At 48.7% G+C, this 20,203-nt stretch carries 17 protein-coding genes; 9 read left to right on the forward strand and 8 right to left on the reverse strand.

Features of this window, described 5'->3' with window-relative positions:
• Window positions 1-20 precede the first annotated feature (20 nt).
• Window positions 21-725 (forward strand): fumarate/nitrate reduction transcriptional regulator Fnr, encoded by a 705-nt coding sequence (gene fnr, locus BM292_RS08295; RefSeq protein ID WP_233340246.1) that lies wholly within the window; start codon window positions 21-23, stop codon window positions 723-725.
• Window positions 726-735: 10 nt separating this feature from the next.
• Here fnr and BM292_RS08300 read toward each other — a convergent pair whose 3' ends face one another.
• Window positions 736-1,275: a hemerythrin domain-containing protein gene (locus BM292_RS08300; RefSeq protein WP_233340247.1), complete on the reverse strand. Its 540-nt coding sequence runs from the start codon at window positions 1,273-1,275 to the stop codon at window positions 736-738.
• A 179-nt stretch (window positions 1,276-1,454) separates the two neighbouring features.
• Between BM292_RS08300 and norR the strand changes: the two genes are divergently transcribed.
• Together norR and BM292_RS08310 are read left to right on the forward strand one after the other, a co-directional pair.
• The gene (norR, locus tag BM292_RS08305) at window positions 1,455-3,011 is read left to right on the forward strand and encodes a nitric oxide reductase transcriptional regulator NorR (RefSeq protein ID WP_092857487.1); all 1,557 of its coding nucleotides are present in this window, start codon (window positions 1,455-1,457) and stop codon (window positions 3,009-3,011) included.
• A gap of 46 nt (window positions 3,012-3,057) precedes the next feature.
• Complete coding sequence (locus BM292_RS08310; protein ID WP_092857489.1) at window positions 3,058-3,453, forward strand: YbaN family protein; 396 nt, start codon at window positions 3,058-3,060, stop codon at window positions 3,451-3,453.
• Here BM292_RS08310 and BM292_RS08315 read toward each other — a convergent pair.
• From BM292_RS08315 to ubiU, 3 genes are read right to left on the reverse strand one after another with little or no spacing between them, the layout of a single operon-like run.
• Window positions 3,450-4,658 (reverse strand): NnrS family protein, encoded by a 1,209-nt coding sequence (locus BM292_RS08315; protein ID WP_092857491.1) that lies wholly within the window; start codon window positions 4,656-4,658, stop codon window positions 3,450-3,452. The two genes, BM292_RS08310 and BM292_RS08315, sit on opposite strands and share 4 nt — an antisense overlap.
• 35 nt (window positions 4,659-4,693) lie before the next feature.
• On the reverse strand, window positions 4,694-5,572 hold the full coding sequence (locus BM292_RS08320; protein ID WP_092857493.1) for a U32 family peptidase: 879 nt from the start codon (window positions 5,570-5,572) through the stop codon (window positions 4,694-4,696).
• A 2-nt stretch (window positions 5,573-5,574) separates the two neighbouring features.
• Window positions 5,575-6,570, reverse strand: coding sequence for a ubiquinone anaerobic biosynthesis protein UbiU (ubiU, locus tag BM292_RS08325; RefSeq protein WP_092857495.1), 996 nt, complete (start codon window positions 6,568-6,570; stop codon window positions 5,575-5,577).
• A gap of 126 nt (window positions 6,571-6,696) precedes the next feature.
• On the opposite strand from ubiU, the gene ubiT reads away from it, so the two are divergent.
• A complete protein-coding gene (gene ubiT, locus BM292_RS08330) occupies window positions 6,697-7,164 on the forward strand; it encodes a ubiquinone anaerobic biosynthesis accessory factor UbiT (protein WP_165383921.1) in 468 nt (155 codons plus the stop codon).
• A gap of 116 nt (window positions 7,165-7,280) precedes the next feature.
• A complete protein-coding gene (hemN, locus tag BM292_RS08335) occupies window positions 7,281-8,660 on the forward strand; it encodes an oxygen-independent coproporphyrinogen III oxidase (protein WP_092857499.1) in 1,380 nt (459 codons plus the stop codon).
• Window positions 8,661-8,695: 35 nt separating this feature from the next.
• On the opposite strand, the gene nrdD is transcribed toward hemN, so the two are convergent.
• Together nrdD and nrdG are read right to left on the reverse strand one after the other, a co-directional pair.
• A complete protein-coding gene (nrdD, locus tag BM292_RS08340; protein WP_092857501.1) occupies window positions 8,696-10,531 on the reverse strand; it encodes an anaerobic ribonucleoside-triphosphate reductase in 1,836 nt (611 codons plus the stop codon).
• Between the two features lie 33 nt (window positions 10,532-10,564).
• The gene (gene nrdG / locus BM292_RS08345) at window positions 10,565-11,017 is read right to left on the reverse strand and encodes an anaerobic ribonucleoside-triphosphate reductase activating protein (protein ID WP_092857503.1); all 453 of its coding nucleotides are present in this window, start codon (window positions 11,015-11,017) and stop codon (window positions 10,565-10,567) included.
• Window positions 11,018-11,419: 402 nt separating this feature from the next.
• On the opposite strand from nrdG, the gene BM292_RS08350 reads away from it, so the two are divergent.
• Window positions 11,420-13,696 (forward strand): nitric-oxide reductase large subunit, encoded by a 2,277-nt coding sequence (locus BM292_RS08350; protein WP_092857505.1) that lies wholly within the window; start codon window positions 11,420-11,422, stop codon window positions 13,694-13,696.
• 83 nt (window positions 13,697-13,779) lie between these two features.
• On the opposite strand, the gene tmpT is transcribed toward BM292_RS08350, so the two are convergent.
• Window positions 13,780-14,424 carry a thiopurine S-methyltransferase gene (gene tmpT, locus BM292_RS08355; RefSeq protein ID WP_092857507.1) on the reverse strand — a complete coding sequence of 215 codons (645 nt, stop codon included), beginning with the start codon at window positions 14,422-14,424 and terminating at the stop codon, window positions 13,780-13,782.
• A gap of 81 nt (window positions 14,425-14,505) precedes the next feature.
• Here tmpT and BM292_RS08360 point away from each other — a divergent pair, with 81 nt between their 5' ends.
• Window positions 14,506-16,311 carry an ATP-binding protein gene (locus BM292_RS08360; RefSeq protein WP_092857509.1) on the forward strand — a complete coding sequence of 602 codons (1,806 nt, stop codon included), beginning with the start codon at window positions 14,506-14,508 and terminating at the stop codon, window positions 16,309-16,311.
• A gap of 2 nt (window positions 16,312-16,313) precedes the next feature.
• Here BM292_RS08360 and BM292_RS08365 read toward each other — a convergent pair whose 3' ends face one another.
• Window positions 16,314-17,624 (reverse strand): MFS transporter, encoded by a 1,311-nt coding sequence (locus BM292_RS08365; protein WP_092857511.1) that lies wholly within the window; start codon window positions 17,622-17,624, stop codon window positions 16,314-16,316.
• A 223-nt stretch (window positions 17,625-17,847) separates the two neighbouring features.
• Here BM292_RS08365 and narL point away from each other — a divergent pair, with 223 nt between their 5' ends.
• Window positions 17,848-18,492, forward strand: coding sequence for a two-component system response regulator NarL (gene narL / locus BM292_RS08370; protein ID WP_092857513.1), 645 nt, complete (start codon window positions 17,848-17,850; stop codon window positions 18,490-18,492).
• Between the two features lie 78 nt (window positions 18,493-18,570).
• Window positions 18,571-20,160 carry a thiamine pyrophosphate-binding protein gene (locus tag BM292_RS08375; RefSeq protein WP_092857515.1) on the forward strand — a complete coding sequence of 530 codons (1,590 nt, stop codon included), beginning with the start codon at window positions 18,571-18,573 and terminating at the stop codon, window positions 20,158-20,160.
• Window positions 20,161-20,203: the final 43 nt, after the last annotated feature.

Below are 20,203 nucleotides of genomic sequence, written 5' to 3' on the forward strand. Positions count from 1 at the left end.
ATCTGCATCAGGAAAACGTTATGGCGAATATGACTTCACACATTCATTGTCAAAATTGCAGCATGGCAGCGTTATGTTTGCCATATCAACTCGACCAAGAAGGGATGGCACGCCTTGATACCATTATTCAGCGCCACAAACCGTTACATAAACGCGATGTGTTAGTAAACGCCGGCGCGCCACTGAAGTTTTTATATGCGGTTCGGAGTGGTTCACTAAAATCATACACGATTGATGATAATGGCGTTGAGCAAATCATTGACTTCCATTTACCGGGCGATTTGATTGGCTTCGACGCGCTTGCTAGAAGCGAACACCGAAGCTATACCCAAGCGCTTGAAACCAGCATGCTGTGCGAAATTCCCGTGAGCTCGCTCGATGATCTCGCGGAACAAATGCCAGGCTTACGCCGTCAAATGTGGCGCTTAATGAGCGGCGAGATTTTCACCAGCAAGCAATTGCTCGGCACACTCAACAATCGTTCTGCACAGCAACGTTTAGCGCATTTTTTGGTGACCCTTGCTGATCGCTTTAAAGAGCGTGGCTTATCAAGCCGTTCATTCCGACTCACCATGACTCGCGCTGACATCGGTAACTATCTGGGATTATCAGTCGAAACCATCAGCCGCATTCTATCTGCACTGCAGTTGGAGGGCGTGATTGATGTCCAGAACAAACTCGTCAATGTCATTGAGCCAACCCGCTTGCGCGAGCTGGCTCAGTAACTTGCACGGCCTATTGGCAACCGCCACAACAGTGGCCGTTGCCATGGTGGCCTTTAGTTGCTTCTTCAGCCTGCTTAAACAGCACACTGTTTTCAATCGCAATATGTTGGTGTAAGTCACTCACAAATTCGTTAATGCCTTCATACAACATAATCCAACTCCCGCAAGCGCCGCGCGGTGCATTGCACTGATTCGTAAGTTCTAAAAGCTGCGCAATCATTTGCTCATGTTGATCATGCTCTTCTTCCATAACCGCAATCGGACCTTTTGGATAAATGCCACCAGCCAACATAGGGAACAAAATTTGCTCTTCTTTCATCATGTGACTTTCAAGCTCTTGGTACATGGCTTGCAAATGTTCAGCTAAACCCGCTGGGCATTCGTTGTGGTCATTGTGCACATCTTCGATTTTACGCGCTAAGTTGATGAGATCAGGTAACTGCGCGCGATGCTTTTCATGAAAGTGTTCAATCATGAATTCAGTGAGTGCTTTTTTCGGCATGGCTTGATAAACGGCAAGAGCTTCACTGTGAACGGTTTGGGTAGTCATAACGTCTCCTAGCTAAAATTTTCCGCTGCAAGCAGCGTCATTCATAGTATTTACCCCTTAACTGGTGCAATTTTGGTGCCAAAACTACCCACTTTGATTTATATCGAGTTTTTATCCGCAATGGTAAATTAAACCCAATAAAGTTCGGGTCATTCCGGCCTAAAAGGGTTGTTTTTACCATGCATGATGTCTCTTTATTGGAAACGTTAATTGCCGACTTAGTGACCGATTTACCAGCGGTCATTCGGCTCGAAAAAGTTGTCAAAACACTGCGCACCCACTTCAACTGTGGCGCTGTGGTGATACTCAAACATGACCAAGATATGTTGCGTCCTATTGCAAGTATCGGGCTCGCCCGCGAAGCGCTAGGTCGGCGATTTTTAGTCCCCCAACACCCGCGCCTCGAACGCATTTTAAGTAGTCGTGAAACGGTTCGGTTTGAGCCAGACAGTAGCTTGCCTGATCCGTATGATGGATTAATTGAAGACAGCCCAGATGGGCACCTTGCAGTGCACGATTGCATGGGTATTAGCTTGTATATTGAAGGTAAATGTTGGGGCGTCCTGACACTGGATGCGCTTACCCCAGGCACGTTCGATAATAACACCATGCAAGCCTTGCAACGCGCCAGCTTACTGGTAGAAGCGGCCATTCGTATGGGGCTGATTGAGCAAAATATTCGGGCCTTGCGTAACAATCGCCGCGATAGTGAATACTCACTTACCAGTAACAGCAACGATGGCCAAGAAATTATTGGCCGCAGTGCGGCATTGATGACCGTGTTACAAGAATTAGAAGTGGTTGCTGGTTCTGATTTACCGGTACTGTTACTGGGTGAAACGGGTGTCGGTAAAGAGCTTTTTGCGCGCCAACTCCATCGTTTATCACCACGCAACCACAAGCCGTTGGTTTATGTAAACTGCGCGGCGTTACCAGAAACCTTAGCTGAAAGTGAGCTGTTTGGGCATACCCGCGGAGCCTATTCAGGTGCGACCGGGGAACGTGCCGGACGTTTCGATAGTGCCGATGGTGGTACGATCTTTTTAGACGAAGTCGGTGAGTTACCGCTAGCGATTCAAGCCAAGTTGTTGCGCGTTTTACAAAATGGTGAAATTCAGCGCTTGGGTAGCGATAGTTCACATAAAGTGAATGTTCGAATTGTGGCAGCGACGAATCGCGATTTGAAACAACAAATCAAGTCTGGCGACTTCCGCGCAGATTTATATCACCGTTTGTCGGTTTATCCGCTGCCGATTCCACCACTGCGTGAACGCCACGATGACATCGCCGTGCTGGCGGGACATTTTCTTGAGCTCAACCGCGCTCGCCTGGGTGTTCGGGCATTACGCCTATCACCAGCCGCCGAGCAAGCACTGCAACGCTATGACTGGCCAGGTAATGTGCGCGAACTGGAGCACACTATCAGCCGCGCCGCCATTAAAGCGTTAAGCTTGGGCGCTCGCCGCGATGACATTGTCAGCATTGATGCGCAATTACTGGATTTACCCACTGCTGTGGTGCCAGCAGTAGGCGCGCATGAGCTGCCATTACCGAAAACATCAGGCTCATTAGATGCTGGTGCATTAAACTTGAAAAATGCGGTACAAACGGTGCAACGAGAACTCATTCAACAAGCTCTCGAGCATACTGACTATAAATGGACACAAGCTGCCCGTATACTAGACCTTGATCCGAGCAACTTGCATAAGCTTGCCAGCCGCTTGGGGCTTAAATAGCAATAGTGCTCACATTTGGTTTAAGCAATTACGGATTCGGTATTCTATGAAGGTCATTTTGCGCATACTGCTGTGGCGCACGATAGCAATTTTGGCGTTACTGCTTGGGTTAATCGGCTTATTGTTGCCGATTATGCCAACGGTACCGTTTTTATTAGTCGCTGCATGGGCGGGTGGTAAAGGCTGGCCGGTCCTTGAGCAAAAATTGCTTTCTCACCCCAAATACGGTCCGCAGATAATCGCTTGGCGTAAGCACGGCGTAGTGAAACGTCAACCCAAAGTGATCGCCTCGGTGATGATGGGCGGTAGCGCCATTATGCTGAGCTTCAGCCCAGCACCGTTGGCGCTAAAGTTTGCCATCATTGGCATTATGGCGACTATCGCGTTTTGGCTCTGGCTACGTCCTGAATCCGCACCCGCCGATACAATCGATGCCGATTAACCCGGGCGCCCATCAGGCCGCGGCGTGATAAGAATGGGCAGATACACCACCACATAAATCGTATAGGCAATAATCCACGTTGCCGCCGCAAATACCAACCATGACATCGCTAAATCAGGGACCAACCAAGTCAGTACCACACGGGAAAGTGCCGCTGAAATAACCAAGAGGAATGCCAACGACATGATGGCTTTAGGCTGGAGTGGGCGACCACTATGACCCAAGGATACGCGTGCAATCATGGCCAAAATCATATTGCCCATAGCGCCGGCTGTTAATGCGTGCAAGGCGATCGAGTTGGTGATGCTGGTGATACCCAACTCACGCAAAGCAAACAATGCAAGGCCAACCGGAATAAACCAATAAGCGACGTGCAAGGACCACAGCAGTGGCACCCGTAGCGTGATCCAAATGCGCCAGCGCAAACAGCGAATACCTAAGGCAACGGCGCTAATTCCGTATAAAGCTGCCATGACACCATTCGGTAGCTGCGCGCTGAACAAAGTAATATTCAGGATAAAAATCAGCCACAAGCTGCCGAGCCCTATACGATCCAGCCACTCAATCGGTTGCGCTTTTTGGGTCATGGTGCCGTTGGCGGTGAACATCGGCAGTACTCGACCACCCACAATCGCCATCAATAACGTGACCAACCAAACTGCATTTTGACTTCCCAATTGCTGTATATCGAAACGTCCACTCACCAAGCCATAGTGCATCAATGCATTACAGAATGTGAGCAAGAACAACACCGGAACAAAGAATAGGTTACGCTGTTGTTTGACTCGAATAAGTGGGACCGCCAATAAAATCGCTGCCAACGGTAAAAACGATAAGTCCACCGCGGCAACTAACCAAGTTGGTAATCCCGCACCAAATAACATGAACAAGCGACCGCTTAACCACACCACGGTTAAAATACCCAGAGCCCGACCATGGGTGGCGCGTAACCCCGTCCAGTTTTGGACAGCGGTGAGTAGGAAGCCCACAATAATTGCTGCGACGAAGCCAAAGATCATTTCATGGGCATGCCAAAACATCACTTGCCCGTATACCGGCAACGACACTTGACCACTGAGTACCAGTATCCACAACAACATCGCGATGGCACTGAAGCTAGCGCCCAGCAAGAACATGGGACGAAAAGCTTGGCGCAATAACGGCCACATTTTTTGTTCAACCTGTAAATCGGTAATTTGTAACATGAGCTCTCCCTATTTGATCGAGCGTTAAGCGAATATTAATCGAGCTGTTGCACAAGTCCTGCCAGCGCTAACCAATAACCATTGCTATCATTTTTATCCAACCGCTGTGGTGCACCACCTGCCACGTTAGCGCGAAATTTCTCGAGCCAGTCAAAAGTTCCAACTAACTGCGGACTTAACCGCACAACATCCACCAAGCCATCCATATTCGGGAGTTGGTTGACCAAGTTATAACGGCTGCCTGATTGCGTTTGAATACCATTCAGCACAAACACCTGTTGGCCTTCTTGACTGGTGACCGGACGCCCTTCTGGATAGTTGATGCAAACCAGTTCGCATTGATCTTTGGGGCGATTTTCAGAGCGCGCGGTAAAACAGCGTCCGGACCACGCCAGCGGCATGTGCCCTAACGCAAAGACTTCCACTTCAAAGCAGTCGCGCACATCGTGCACCATGGGCTGCTCCAATAGTTTTGCCAACCACTCGCGCGACAACTCAACGGGCATCACCCAGCGGCTCATGCCTAGGCTCATTAATTTGCGTAATGTATGTTGGTTGTAGCAGTTAATGGCGGCTCCCGCAACGAAGGGTACTTTGTGTTCTTGTAGATAGGGAATGGCGCCAACATCATTCGCTTCCACCAAGAATTCACCGTTGTCGCAGTACTTGCGTAGCTCACGTAATTCCGACGGCGCCTCGAGTAACGTCATGGTTGACAGGCAAACCTGCTTACCCGCTTCGCGCAACATATGCGCTATTGCCATGTAATCTTCAAACTTCAGCTCACGTCGTTTGCTACAAACGGTTTCGCCAAGGTAAACGATATCCACAGATGAGTCTGCGGCCTGTTGATAAAAATTTTCGACCACTTGTTTGGGCCAAAAATATTGAATTGCTCCAAGAGAAAATTTCATCGTTATTTCCATTTTCGGTGGTAGGCACCGAGGGTCGTTTGGCTCCCTTCTGATAGCCCAGCTAAAACATGATCCCATTGCTCTTGCACGGCAAACTGCTCTGGATTTGCCATCACGGCATCAATGGCTTGACGCCAAACTTGGGTGATTTGTGCAACATATGCAGGGCTACGTTGACGCCCTTCGATTTTCAGTGACGCAATACCCTCTTTATATAACTCAGGTAGTAGACTTAGCGTGTTCAGACTGGTTGGCTCTTCTAAGGCATGGTAAGTATCATCACCTACTTTGAACCGGCCTTTACATAGCGTTGGATAACCCGCGGTTTCGTTTGGCGCAAAACGGTCAATCAAAATATTATTCAGGCGTGACTCTAACGTGCCATCGTCCGCTTCATCCCAACGCACGTACTTCGCCGGTGAGCAAGCACCAGCAGTGTTAGGCGATTCGCCCGTCATGTACGAACTTAAATAACAACGCCCTTCAGCCATAATGCATAAGCTGCCAAATGCGAAAACTTCAAGCTCGATATCGGTGGTGCGCGCAATTGCTCGCACTTGGTTCATCGACAGCACGCGCGGCAATACCACTCGGCTGACACCAAACTGTTTATAAAACTCTATAGCGGCGGCGTTGGTAGCGGAAGCTTGCACCGATAAATGCAACTCAACTTTCGGGTAGCGATCGGCGGCATACGCCAAGACCGCCATATCGGCGAGAATCAAAACATCGGCGCCAGCTTTAACGGCCATATCCACAGCTCGACGCCAATTTTCAAAAGTATCCGCATGCGCGAACGTATTAATCGCAACATGAAGCTTCTTACCGTGCTGGTGTACATATCGCGCCGCTTCGGTTAACCCCGCTTGATCAAGGTTTAACCCAGCAAAGTGCCGCGCATTGGTTTCGTCTTTGAGGCCGACATACACCGCATCGGCGCCGTGCTCAATCGCCGCTTTTAAAGCTGGCATGCTGCCAGCCGGACACAGAAGTTCCATAATTATTGATCCCGTCGATAAACATGCATTCGTAATGAGTATTATAATCCGATGAAAATTTTCCGGGACATTAATGGACGGCAACTTATGGTTATCCCAAAAGTAGTAGATCACTGGCAGCAGCTAATGAGAGGTTTGAATAGCGCTCTGCACATTGTACCCAAACCCTTGTCAGAACAAGTGCTTGGGGCAATTTTGAACCACGTATTAAAGCCAGAGTTACAACACCAAAAACTCCAATTTTTAGTGGGTCAATGGGTACAAATTGAAGTTCCTGATCTCAGCTTAGTATTTTATGTCACCGCCATCGCGAGCCCGCACACCATGCGTCTGAAAGTAACGGTAAAACCGCAACAAGCAGCTGTTACGATGCGCGGAAATAGCGCCTCGCTGGTATTGCTGATGAGTGGTCAAGTGGACCCTGACACCCTGTTTTTCCGGCGCAAATTACTTATCAAAGGCGACACTGAACTCGGCTTATCGGTGAAAAATTTACTCGATACAATTGAGCTCGAGGGGCGTCTGCCGAGCACGCTATATCGAGCCACCCAAGAAACCGCTAGCCTGATTTTAGCAAAGCCCGAATTGCGCTAACTGCCGCGACAATTAGCGGTCCTTATACCCCTTCAGATGTATCAAATTTTTGATCCGCATCATATAAACTGCGCTCAGATATTCATCAGTAAGGGGTTTCCCCACGGGGTGTTCGCATGACTAACCACGCAAACCAAATTGTTTGGAGCCAAGAGCTCATCGACAAATACAATATCAACGGACCACGTTATACGTCGTATCCAACGGCCTTGGCGCTGCATAATCAATTCCCGTTGAGCACCATGGAGCGCACGCTTGCTAACGCCCCTGATGAGTTGAGTTTATATATTCATTTACCGTTCTGTATAAAGCTTTGCTATTACTGTGGTTGCAACAAAGTCATCACCCGCCACCAGCATAAAGCCGACATTTATTTGGACTACCTAGCGAAAGAAATGGCGATGTACAGCGCTTTGTTGGGTCACCGTAAGTTTGAGTCGGTACATATGGGCGGCGGTACGCCAACATTCTTAAGCGAAACCCAACTGTCACGCTTGATGGACTTATTGCATGAGCACTTTCGCTTTACCGACAATGCGGAATGGTCCATTGAGATTGATCCGCGCAGTTGTAGCGACGACAAGCTGCGGCATTTGCGCCAACTAGGTTTCGACCGCGTGAGTTATGGCGTACAAGATTTTGATACGAAAGTGCAAATTGCCATTAACCGCGTGCAAGACACCGACATGATCAAACACCAAGTGGCACTGAGCAAGGAGCTTGGCTTCCGTTCAATTAATCTGGATTTAATCTATGGCCTGCCGTATCAGCGTCCTGAAACCTTCGCGGCATCGATTGACCAAGTGATTGAACTTAATCCCGACCGCGTGTCACTGTTCAGCTACGCGCATTTGCCATCGCGCTTTGCTGGGCAGCGTAAAATAGACGAATCAAGTTTGCCAACGGCTCCTATTAAGCTGGAATTACTGCAGTTAGGTATCACCAAATTTACCGCAGCGGGCTATCAGTTCATTGGCATGGACCACTTCGCCAAAACGGACGATACCCTGGCGCAAGCGCAACAACGTGGCGAATTACAACGTAACTTCCAGGGCTACACCACGTCTGGACAAGATGCCTTGCTGGGTATCGGTGCTTCGTCCATCAGTCAAATTGATGGGGTGCTGTGGCAAAACGTGAAAGAGCTACCGTCGTATTACAAGGCAATTGATAGCGGCACGTTGCCGATTGTGAAAGGATTTGAGTTAAACGACGATGACCGCTTACGCGCGGCGTTAATTTCACAAGTTATTTGCCATTTTGATCTCGACATTGAGGCATTCGCAAAAGAATGGAAGATCGACGATTTTTGGTCTTACTTCGCCGATGCGAAGCGAAAATTGGCACCATTCGTAGAAGATAGTTTGGTTGAATTAAACGACCAGCGCTTGACCGTGACCCCATTAGGTCGCTTATGGGTGCGTAGTATCTGTGCCTGTTTTGATGCGTACTTGGATGATGCTGCAACCGCGCCACGTTACTCCAAAGTGGTGTAACGTAGCGCTTATTTGAGCGTTGATTTGAAGCAAGCCTAACTGGCTTGCTTCAGCGCATTTGCGTGCGCACGCGCCCCAGCAATACTGGTGTCCTGCTGTTTACGGTGATAATGACGCACTTGATGTTCTTTACGACGCCCTTGGCTAAATGAGGATACTCGCTTCAAATAACCGATCACGCGAGTACCGTAATCCACATCTTCTGAGCCACATGATGAACACTCACATAACGTCCGTTTGTCGATGTGCTCGCACTCATTACAGATGGTAATTTTGACGTTGATGCAGAAGTAGTTGCAACCGGTGGTAGCGGCAATATTGAGCATCGATAAATAACCGTCTTCCGTTAGTTTTTCATCGAGGTTCAAGTGTAGCGCAGAGCCACCATCTAAGAACTCAATCAACTCATTGCCGTGCATCACGAATTTATCCAGTGAATTGGTTTGCTCATCTTCCACCACATAGAAGTAGGAGTTGTAGCAATCACGCGGGACAAAGTAGCCGTCTTCACGGTCCCACTTCGCATTTTTCACGCCAAGATTCTCAGCTGGGACAAACTCGGTGTTGAACATGTAACCGTATTCTTGCTTCGCCCGTTTGTTGGCATCGTAAATCACTTTCAAATGACGCTGCACGAATTCAATGTATTCGCGGTTATTACTGGCCACTAAACCTTGTGACTCGGCCGCTTCGACCATGCCATTGATGCCAATGGTTAAGAACTGTTTGTCCAGCGAGATAAAGCCCGCGTCATATACGGTGAGCAAGCCTGCAGCTTTGTACTCTTCCATGATGCGACGGTACGCCACTTGGTATTTATGAATTTTTTCAATTTCGGTATTGAGGTCACGGCCGTCTTGCACTAAGCGGTTCATATTGATGGTAATTACATTAATCGAGCCAGTGGCAACGCCGCCTGCCCCCAGGGTATAGCTAAAAGTGTTGTCGGCAATCTCACTGCGCAAACGGCAGCATGAAGCAAGAGAGTCAGCGTTTGGCGATAAGTAGACAAAGAACGAGTTACCGTCGGCAAGCTCATGTGCAATATGACGGGCAAATTGTTGGTCTTTGCATTGGCCATTGTCAGTTAACATGGCCACGGTCACCACAGGGAACGTCAGAATCGTTTTCTTGCGCTCTTCGTTAAACCAATGCAAGAAGAAGTCTTGCAGTTTGCTGACAGATTCCCAACTGCTTTTGCTAAAATCAGGGAACACGAAGTCACCGAACATACTGTCAAAGTAGTGTTGGTCGTACACAGAAATATTCCAGAATACACTTTGATAACCGCGTGCCGCCGCCGGCTGGTTCAACGCGTAAACCACATGTTGTAGGTGATTTTCGATTTCGTGACGGTGAGTTTCTAGGTAATTATCCCCGTAGTCGCGGCGCGCAAAATGGTCGAAGTACGCCAAAAATTCAACCGTCGCAACGGCGCCAGCAAACTGTGAACTCACCGCAAAAACGAAATTGACAAAGGTACCGCAGAAGCTTTCGAGATGCTTCGGAGCTTTTGATTCTCCGCCTAGCTTCGTCAAACCATCGCGTAAAAACGGATACATGGTGACCGACACACAGTACGGCTTCAAACTGGTTTCGTCATGGACGTAAATTTCGTGATCTTCAATTTGACGAATATATTCTTGGGCGAGATCAGCGCCGAACAACTCACCAATTTTCGAGCTCACTTGTTTGCGGTTTACTTGCACGAAAAAGTCCTTCATCAATTCCGCTTCAAGGGTCGCAATATTTTTCTGGGTAACGTTCGCATTGGCATCCATTTTTGAACCATCCGCAGCATTTTGGGCAGCCAAATACTGCTTGATGAAATCCATTTTCGCGTCAACTTGTTCTGGGTGTAAGCGCAGCATTGTTCTTCTCCATGTTTTTATTGATGTATCCGGTTACGTCGTGATAAACCGGCAATTCAGTAGTTGTTGATTGCGTAAGTCATAAAACTTCTGGTTGGTGGTGGGGCTATCTAAACCACCTAGCTCAGCAATCCACGGCCCCGTTTTGAGGTAGGTCAATTGTTGTTTAAGCGCCAGCGACACATCGTCATAACCGGTGTATAAACAAGTTTTGAGACCGGCATCTCGGCTTAATTTAAGCAATTCAATCAATGCTTCTGGCTGCCATTCACCGCCGAGAAACAAAACGCAGGTAATCAGGTTGCGATACTGTGCCAAACGCGCCGCGAAGTAGTCGGTAGTGAGCGCCTCGCCACTACCTACTGGCCAACTGTCGACGCTGTGGCACCCTTTGCATCCCACTGGACAGCCGGTGATGGTATAGGCAAGGGAAACCTCTCCAGGAACCTCCTGAAATACCACCTGTTCAGCACTGTATCGCAACATGAAATACCTATATATTGTGTAAGGCTATTATTAAATAACTATATATTGTGTTTCAGCATAGTCTCGGCGCACAATGCTGCTTTGATCCAGATCAATAAAAACTACCTCCAATGGGTATACCCCAAACATTCCTTTAATTTACCTCTTTAGCTCAATTTCTAATGGACGAAGGCTTTGCCATTCTATACGCGGGTAATTTCTACCGACGCGGTTGAAATGACCGCTGACGAATTGGGTTGATTTAACCCAGTAGATTTGAATAACCGTGCTATTTCAGTGAGATAAAACTTGGCACGGGGCTTGCTAGACAATCGACGTGTGCGCAACCCATTCGTAACACAGCGCAAACGTGATTAAAGGGAGAATCAACAATGCAACAACATCAACAGCCGGAGGTGCCACATGGCCGGTTATAAAAAATTATGGTGGATACTGATTGCCATTTTGGCAATTACCTTTGGTGTCCTCGGTTATTTCGGTAAAGAAGTTTACCGTGTCGCTCCGCCTATTCCGGATCAAGTGGTGACCGAATCGGGTCAAGTACTGATGACGGAAGAGACGATCCTTGATGGTCAAACTGCTTGGCAGTCGGTCGGTGGTATGCAATTGGGCTCAATTTGGGGTCATGGCGCCTATCAAGCACCGGACTGGACAGCTGACTGGTTGCACCGCGAATTGTTAGCCTGGTTAGAAATATCTGCGCAAAACCAATATGGTCAAAGCTATGAAAGCTTAACTGCGGCACAACAGAACGCGCTGCAGTTTGAGTTGAAACAAACCTATCGTAACCCACAATACAATGCGGCAACCGATACGCTGACCGTTGATGCGGTGCGAGCTGAAGCCATTGCACAAACCGCTGAATACTACAGCCGTTTGTTCAGCGATGACTTGTCACTGCGTAGTACCCGTGAAAGCTATGCCATGAAAGAAAACACATTACCAAGCGCAGAGCGTCGCGAAGTAATGACTCAGTTTTTCTTCTGGACTGCGTGGGCAGCGGCAACCGAGCGTCCTGATAGTGACGTCACTTATACCAACAACTGGCCACACGAGCCGTTAATTGATAACAAACCAAGTGCAGAAAATATCATTTGGTCTTTGGTTTCAATTATCTTATTGATCGCCGGTGTTGGTGGCTTGATTTGGGCTTGGGCGTTCTTGCGTGACCATGACGAAGAAGAGCCTGAAGCACCGAAAAAAGATCCAATTAGCTTGGTTAACTTAACACCGTCACAAAAAGCACTGGGTAAATACCTGTTCTTGGTCATGGCGCTGTTTATTGTGCAAATTTTCCTCGGTGGTTTCACCGCCCACTATACCGTTGAAGGCCAAGAGTTCTATGGCATCAACGTATCGCAGTGGTTCCCATACTCACTGGTACGTACCTGGCACATTCAGGCCGCACTATTCTGGATTGCAACTGGCTTTTTGGCTGCAGGTTTGTTCCTTGCTCCGATTATCAACGGTGGCAAAGATCCGAAATACCAAAAACTCGGTGTCGATATCTTGTTCTGGGCATTGGTTGTGGTTGTCGCTGGTTCATTCATCGGTAACTACTTAGCTATCGCGCAAATCATGCCTGAAAACCTTAACTTCTGGTTGGGTCACCAAGGCTATGAGTACGTCGACTTAGGCCGTCTCTGGCAGATTGGTAAGTTCACCGGTATCGTGTTCTGGTTAGGTTTAATGTTGCGTGGTGTTGTCGGCGCCTTCAAACAGCCTGGTGACAAAAACTTACTGGCGCTATTAACTGCTTCAGTGGTTGCGATTGGCTTGTTCTACGGCGCTGGTTTCTTCTACGGCGAGCGTACTCACATTTCAATCATGGAATACTGGCGCTGGTGGATTGTTCACCTGTGGGTAGAAGGCTTCTTCGAAGTATTTGCAACCGCAGCGTTAGCATTCATCTTCCATAGCATGGGCTTAGTGTCACGTCGTATGGCTACTGCCGCTTCATTGGCTTCAGCATCATTGTTCATGTTAGGTGGCGTACCAGGTACTTTCCACCACTTGTACTTCTCAGGTACAACAACTCCAATTATGGCTGTCGGCGCGACTTTCTCAGCGCTTGAAGTTGTACCATTGGTTGTACTTGGTTACGAAGCTTGGGAAAACTGGAGCTTACAGAAACGTGCTGATTGGATGCAACGCATTAAGTGGCCTCTGATGTGCTTCGTTGCGGTTGCGTTCTGGAACTTCTTGGGTGCTGGCGTATTGGGCTTCATGATTAACCCACCGATTGCGCTGTATTACATCCAAGGCTTGAACACTACGCCAACTCACGCTCACGCAGCATTGTTTGGGGTGTACGGTTTCTTAGCAATTGGCTTCGTACTACTTATCTTGCGCTACATTCGTCCGAACTTCGCATTCAACGATAAGATCATGAAAACCGCCTTCTGGTGGATGAACATTGGTCTGTGCATGATGCTGTTCACTAGTTTGTTGCCTATTGGCTTCATCCAGTTCTTTGCATCGGCATCTGAAGGCTTGTGGTACGCACGTAGCGAAGAGTTCATGCAACAGCCATTGCTTGAGAGCTTACGTTGGATTCGTACTGTCGGTGACGTGGTGTTTATCATCGGTGGTCTTGCAGTGGCTTATCAGGTTGTCATTGGCCTGTTCGGCAAACAGCAAGAAGCTGAAGTGGACGCAAAACCGGTCACTGTGAAGTAACAACTTGTGTTGTTGTCCGTGGTAATTCCACGGTGATGTTAGCCCGAGGCCTCCCAACCGTCTCGGGCTTTTTTTTGCCTGCTCTAATCGACAGCCTTCGGCGACAAAATATAACCACGCTCAGTGACATTGGCATCGCCGCCTAGTGTAAATCCCGGTAGCAATGGCAATATTTCAATCGCATAACTCGCCTTATAGCTTGCCATTATTTCGTCGGTAGAAACCGCAAACGGCGGGCCCTTCCAATAACCATCGGGATATTCAACCATCACTAACAGGCCTTTTGCTGTAGCGGGCAAAATCTCTTGCAGATGGGCCGCGTACTTAGCGCGCATGGTTGGTGGCAAGGCGACCATAGCGGCACGATCATACCATGCCGATATCGCATGCAAATGAGCTTCGGTTAGCTCGAAAAAATCACCTTGATAAATGCACAAGCCCTCCGCCCGATAAGCAACCAAAGGGCCTTCTTTTTCGGCTTGGTAGGGTATGTTGTGCTCCGCAAAAAACTCTTTGATCGCCATCTCACTGAGCTCAATACCAATCACCCGATAACCTTGCTCAAGTAACCAGTGCATATCCAGCGACTTCCCGCACAACGGGAGAAATACCGTCGTGCCAGGCGTTGCCACTTGGTGGATGTTTGCCGTTAACAATGGATGTACATCGTGACGGTGAAAGCCGATTTCGCGCTTCTGCCACCGCTCATGCCAAAACTCATGTTCCATGCCCAACTCCGTATTCGCACATTAGTAGGTTTGGCGTTAAACTATACAGTCGCAAGTGCAAACCGCAACAACGCAGGTGTTATGAATAAGTTCTCTATTGTTACTCGAATTGGTATTGCTTTGAGCGCCATGGTGGGTTTAACCATCTTAACGCTATTAGCCTCGTATTGGCTGTCTGAAAAAGCCGACCATGATGCGCTAGCGATTAACGTTGCCGGTTCGTTGCGTTACCAAGCCTATCAGTACAGCTGGCATATTATGCACTCGCCCGAAAAAGCGGAAGCAGTGGCGCAAGCTTTGAGCGAAAGCTGGAATCATAATGTATTTAATCGCTTCCAACATGAGCAAAGTGCTCTAACGGACTTATATCGCGCCACGCAGGAAAGCTGGCAAAACTTTCAACAGCGCGTTGACAGCGGCGAGATACCAGCGAATCGACTTATGACTGAAATTGAGCCGCAAATTGATCAAATCAATGCGTTTGTGACGGCTATTCAGCAAGATGCCGAAACCCGAATTCGTTCGATTCGCTCTATTCAAGTACTGAGCTTATTCGCCAGTATTGGTCTGGCCTTTGTGATTTTCTATTGGTTACGCACGCGGGTGCGCTACCCACTTGAGGTATTAACGCAGGCGGCGCGGCGTATTGGTCAAGGTGATTTCACCGCGCGAGTGAAGCATCCGATGAAAGACGAGCTCGGTGTGCTCGCTGGTACCTTAAATAAAATGAATGAAGCCATTGGCTTTATGTATGGCAATCTTGAAAAACGCGTCGACGAACAAACCAAAGCCATTCAAAAATCAAACATACGTCTACAGTTTTTATATGACACCGCGCGCATGATTATTGAGCATTCACCTGGCTATCACGATTTTACGGAGATTGTGAACGGCTTGAAGCGCGCATCCGAAGTGGATGATATTGAGCTCTGTTTGATTACCGAAGCGGGTAATAAGCCATACTTACAAGTTCAACCGATTGGCGCACCGTTTGACCCTTGTGAGGGCGTGGATTGTAGCCAATGCGTGAATGCTGGTGCCGGCGTTTCAATCCAAGATAATCAACGGATTTATCGCTTTGCTATTGAACGCGAAGATCACAGCTATGGCGTATTAGTTGCCCGTTGTCCGCTGTCGGAACAACTCAATGATTGGCAGCAACAGTTGATTCAGTCTGTTGCCGACCAACTTGCCGTCGCCTTAAGCTTGAAGCAAGAAGAAGAGCAAGTGCGCCGTTTAGCGCTCATTCAAGAGCGCACCGTGATTGCGCGCGAGCTACATGACTCGTTGGCGCAAGCTTTGTCCTATTTGAAAATTCAGGTCACGCGACTAAACAAAGCCATTGAGAAAGACAACCGCGAAGTGATTGAAGATGTCGCTGAAGAGTTGAAAGAGGGCTTAAATGCGGCATATCGTCAGTTACGCGAGTTATTAACAACGTTCCGTTTGAAAGTCGACGGTGCTGGTTTACTGCATGCGTTGCAAACCACCATGAAGCAGTTTGGCGAACAGTCGGATATTGCCTTCCGCTTAGACTACCAGTTAGAGAACACCCCGCTCGTGCCCCACGAGGAAATTCATCTGCTGCAGATTATTCGTGAGGCCTGTCAAAATACCATTCACCATAGTCAGGGTTCAGATGTGGTGGTGCGGTTATCGCAAGATAATCAGGAAAAAATTCACTTGAGTATTGAAGATAATGGCATTGGTATCCCAGAAAACGCAGAAAAACTGAACCACTACGGCCTAGCGATTATGCAGGAACGGAGTCGTCACTTAGGTGGAAAAATCTCAATTCAGCGGCGCGAGGTCGGTGGTACTGGTGTGTATTTTGAATTTACCCCGCAATATATTTTAGAGCGGCAAAGCGAGCCATATCCGGCATAAGTTTACGGATTGTAAAACTCACTGTTGTTGCGCAAATACATGATGCTAACGAGCACTGCACACAACAGATAGAAAGCCGCGAACACAAACAACGCAATAGCTGGGGTGGCGTGAGTACTGTTGATGTACCAAAGCGCTGGAATATATGCGGCTCCTGCGGTTGCCACCGCCGTGAGCCAACGCAATGCCAGTGGCAGTTGCTCTAGCGGCAAGACCACACTCACACTACGAAAAATTGCGCTACTGGCTGCGCCGGTCGCAATAAAAATTATCAAAAATACAAGTAAGTAACCCAGAAACCACTGCTCTGGCATCGCGCTTTGGCTGGCTTGGTAGGTTATCGCGCCAGCGACAATACAACTTACCGCCAGCACCAGCGCACACCAGAGCGTGACCTTGGCACCGCCAAACAAATCAGCTAGCCAGCCGCCAAAGGGTCGCGCCAACACACCAAGCAGTGGGCCTATCCAGGCATAAGTTAAAGCACTCGGAGCATAAGTGGCACTGAAGGTTTGCAAGCTCAACGGAAAGGTAATGGTGAAACCAATAAACGAACCAAATGCCATGACATAAAACAATGTCATCAACCAAGTATGTTTGTTGCGCAAAATAGCCCGGTAATGCGTTCGATTCGTCAGCGTACCAAGTGGCGGCGCTTGTTCTACCAATGAATGTCGTGCAACCTGCCAAGTAATAGTGGCGAGTGCAATGGCAGCAATAATCAACCAGCCGATATTCGCTAAATAAAGCGGCGCACCTGGCGCAATAACGCCTACGATGTCGCCGCTTCCGTGCGCTGTAAACCAAGGTGACGCCCCAAATAAATTGAGACTCGAAAGAAACGGTAACGCCGCTTGTGCAATGACGATTCCGACACCGGCGATACCGGCATTGACGGCAAGTGTCCAACCAAGACCCGTTTGGTCAATTTTGTCATTGCGGGTAAAAGCAATGAACTGCGCGCCGCCAAAACCGCAGGCGGCAGCCAGCCATTGCAACGCGGTATATGAAATTGGTGGATGCATAAGCAACCAAATCATGGCGATGGCGGGCAGCAATAAGGCGGCGGTGCTCAAGTAAATGAAGCGCGCTTGCATGGCTCGCTCGCCCAGCCAGAAGAAGACAAAATGGCAAACTGTTGCGCTGAACCCAGAAATTGCCAGCAACCGATAAAGTTGTGCAAAATCAAATCCAGCATCAACCGTAAACAGTTGCACCACGAGCACACTGAGACTCATCCACAACGTCATGCCAACAATCAAATTGATTGCTGTTGGCTTGTCGATTGTCGATGATGTGCGCACTGTATTCACGGGCAGCTCCTAGTATTTTTCATGCTATGAACTATGCGTGATGCAACGCAATACAACAATTCAGCGAGAGTGATAAGCGGGCAACGCAGAAGAGGCAACTGAAACTACCTCTAAGGGGATAGTTTGCGCTAATCTGTACTTTGTGGCACAACATTGTGTAACAATACGTACTTTAGAATACTGACCAAACGCAATAAAAAGTGACACAAACAAGGAGCTTGTCATGTCTGACACCCCCGCTAGCATCATGCTTGTGGATGATCATCCACTGCTACGCAAGGGTTTGAAACAACTCATTTCACTTGAAGATGGCCTTGAGGTTGTCGCTGAGTGTAGCAACGGCGCAGACGCGTTGGTAAAAGCCGAAGAGCTAGACCCTGATTTGATTATCCTGGATTTAAATATGCAGGGTATGGATGGCTTGGAAACACTCAAGCGCATGCGTGATAATGGCGTGACCTCGCGCATTGTTATGCTCACCGTTTCAGATGCTGATGAAGATGTTGTCACGGCCATTACCAACGGTGCCGATGGTTATCTCTTGAAAGACATGGATCCAGAACTATTGCTTGATCAAATCCAACGCGCCATTGAAGGCAAAATGGTGCTGAGTGAAGCAATTACAGAGGTACTGGCCACAGCATTGCGCCGTCCATCTGCGCCAACCGCCAGTAAACTGGACGGGTTGACCAACCGTGAACGCGAAATTCTTGAGTTAATCGCTAAGGGCATGAGTAACAAAGTGATTGCCCGAGAACTCGATATTTCTGATGGCACTGTGAAAGTACACGTGAAGCATTTATTGAAAAAATTAGGCTTACGCTCGCGTGTTGAAGCAGCGGTGTGGATGGTGAACCAAGACCAGTAAGCTTATTGATACACATCAAAACTTTGCCGCATGAATCAGCCCACACTTGTGGGCTGATTTTGTTTGGGAGGTTTGGTGATGCAACTAGGTAAGCTACTAACGCAGTCCTTGCGCGAATGCGGCGTGAACGAACTGTTTGGCATTCCTGGGGATTTTATTCTGCCATTGCTGCAGCAATTACAGGACCAACCCGACGCCCTGCCGTTTTATTATTTAACGCATGAGCCAGCTGCAGTCTACGCTGCCGATGCTGCTGCGCGTTGTGCTAATCGACCGGCCGCCATCGCTCTAACCTACGGTGCCGGTGCACTGAATGGTGTCAATGCCGTGGCACAAGCCTACGAAGAATATGTACCGCTGATCATTATCGCCGGCTACCCGAGTGCCAAAGAAATTGCCTCAGGTTTACAAATTCATCACCAAGCGAAAACCATCGATTCACAGCGCACCGTATTTAGTGAAATAACCTGCGCGCAAGTTCGTCTCGACAATCCAGCGACGGTGGCAGAGCAGCTGCAACATGTCATCCACCAGTGCCAACAACAATCGCGCCCAGTACTTATTGAAGTGCCACGTGATGCGGTCGATTTTAAAATTGCGCCAGTGAAAGTGAACGCTCACCCCACCCCAAAAGTGATTGATGAAATTGGCTATCAGCAGTTAGTCCGCGCGCTAAGTACGGCGCGACGTCCAGTCATTTTGAGCGGTGTGAACGTGCGTCGTAGTGGTGCGCAGTTGGCCTTAGAAAGACTGGCAGAGCAGTTCAATATTCCGCTGGTGACCACGTTGTTGGGGCGCGCCAGCGTGGATCCAGAACATAGTTGCTATGGGGGTGTGTTTTGCGGTGCCAGTAATACCCGTGCGCACCAACTGCTCGATGATGCTGATTTGATACTTGCAATGGGCGTGATATATACCGACAGTAATTTTAGCGCGCATCAGCGACTCATTCGTTCACAGCACTTTTACCGAGTTAACTTCCCAGAGCAGCCCTTGAAGTTATTTTGCACACGTCTTGCAAGTGAGCCACTACCCTTATTTGAGCACCGCGATTTAACCCCAATCAAGCAGCCGGAACCAGACCACTTTGGTGCGGATACCGTCGTTCGTGAAATTCATCAGCAACTGAGCCGCCAGCGAGCAATTGTCCCCATTATCAGTGATGTCGGTGATTGCTTGTTTGCCTCGTTACAAGCCTCGCCATCCAAGTTTTTGGCACCCGCTTATTATGCGTCGATGGGTTACGCGATTCCGGCGGCTCTTGGGGTGTATGTTACCAGCCAGCGTCGACCGGTGGTGTTGGTTGGTGATGGCGCTTTCTTAATGACGGGATTGGAGCTTGCGCATAGTTTACGTTATGGCTGCCGCCCAATTGTCGTGCTATTTAACAATCACAAGTGGGACATGATTGCTACGTTTGCACCAACCCTGAAAGCCACGGCGTTGCAACATTGGCAATTTCCGCAACTGGCGGAATCCATGGGGATTCACAGCTTACGCGCACACGACCAGCAAAGTTTTGCGGCCGCCTTTGCACAGGCTTGGGCTGACCCTGATCGAGCGCATTTAATTGATGTGTGGTTGCCGGAAAATAGTCGTACTGCGCGCCTGCAGCAATTTGCGCAAACCTTGACGACGATCAACAAAACCGGTGCTAGCGAGGTATAAACTACCCAGCCAAAATTTTAACGTCCGTTTCGACCACAACCGA

Origin of the sequence: Pseudidiomarina tainanensis, from assembly GCF_900115255.1 — a bacterium.
In the GTDB taxonomy this organism is placed as follows: Bacteria; Pseudomonadota; Gammaproteobacteria; order Enterobacterales; family Alteromonadaceae; genus Pseudidiomarina; species Pseudidiomarina tainanensis.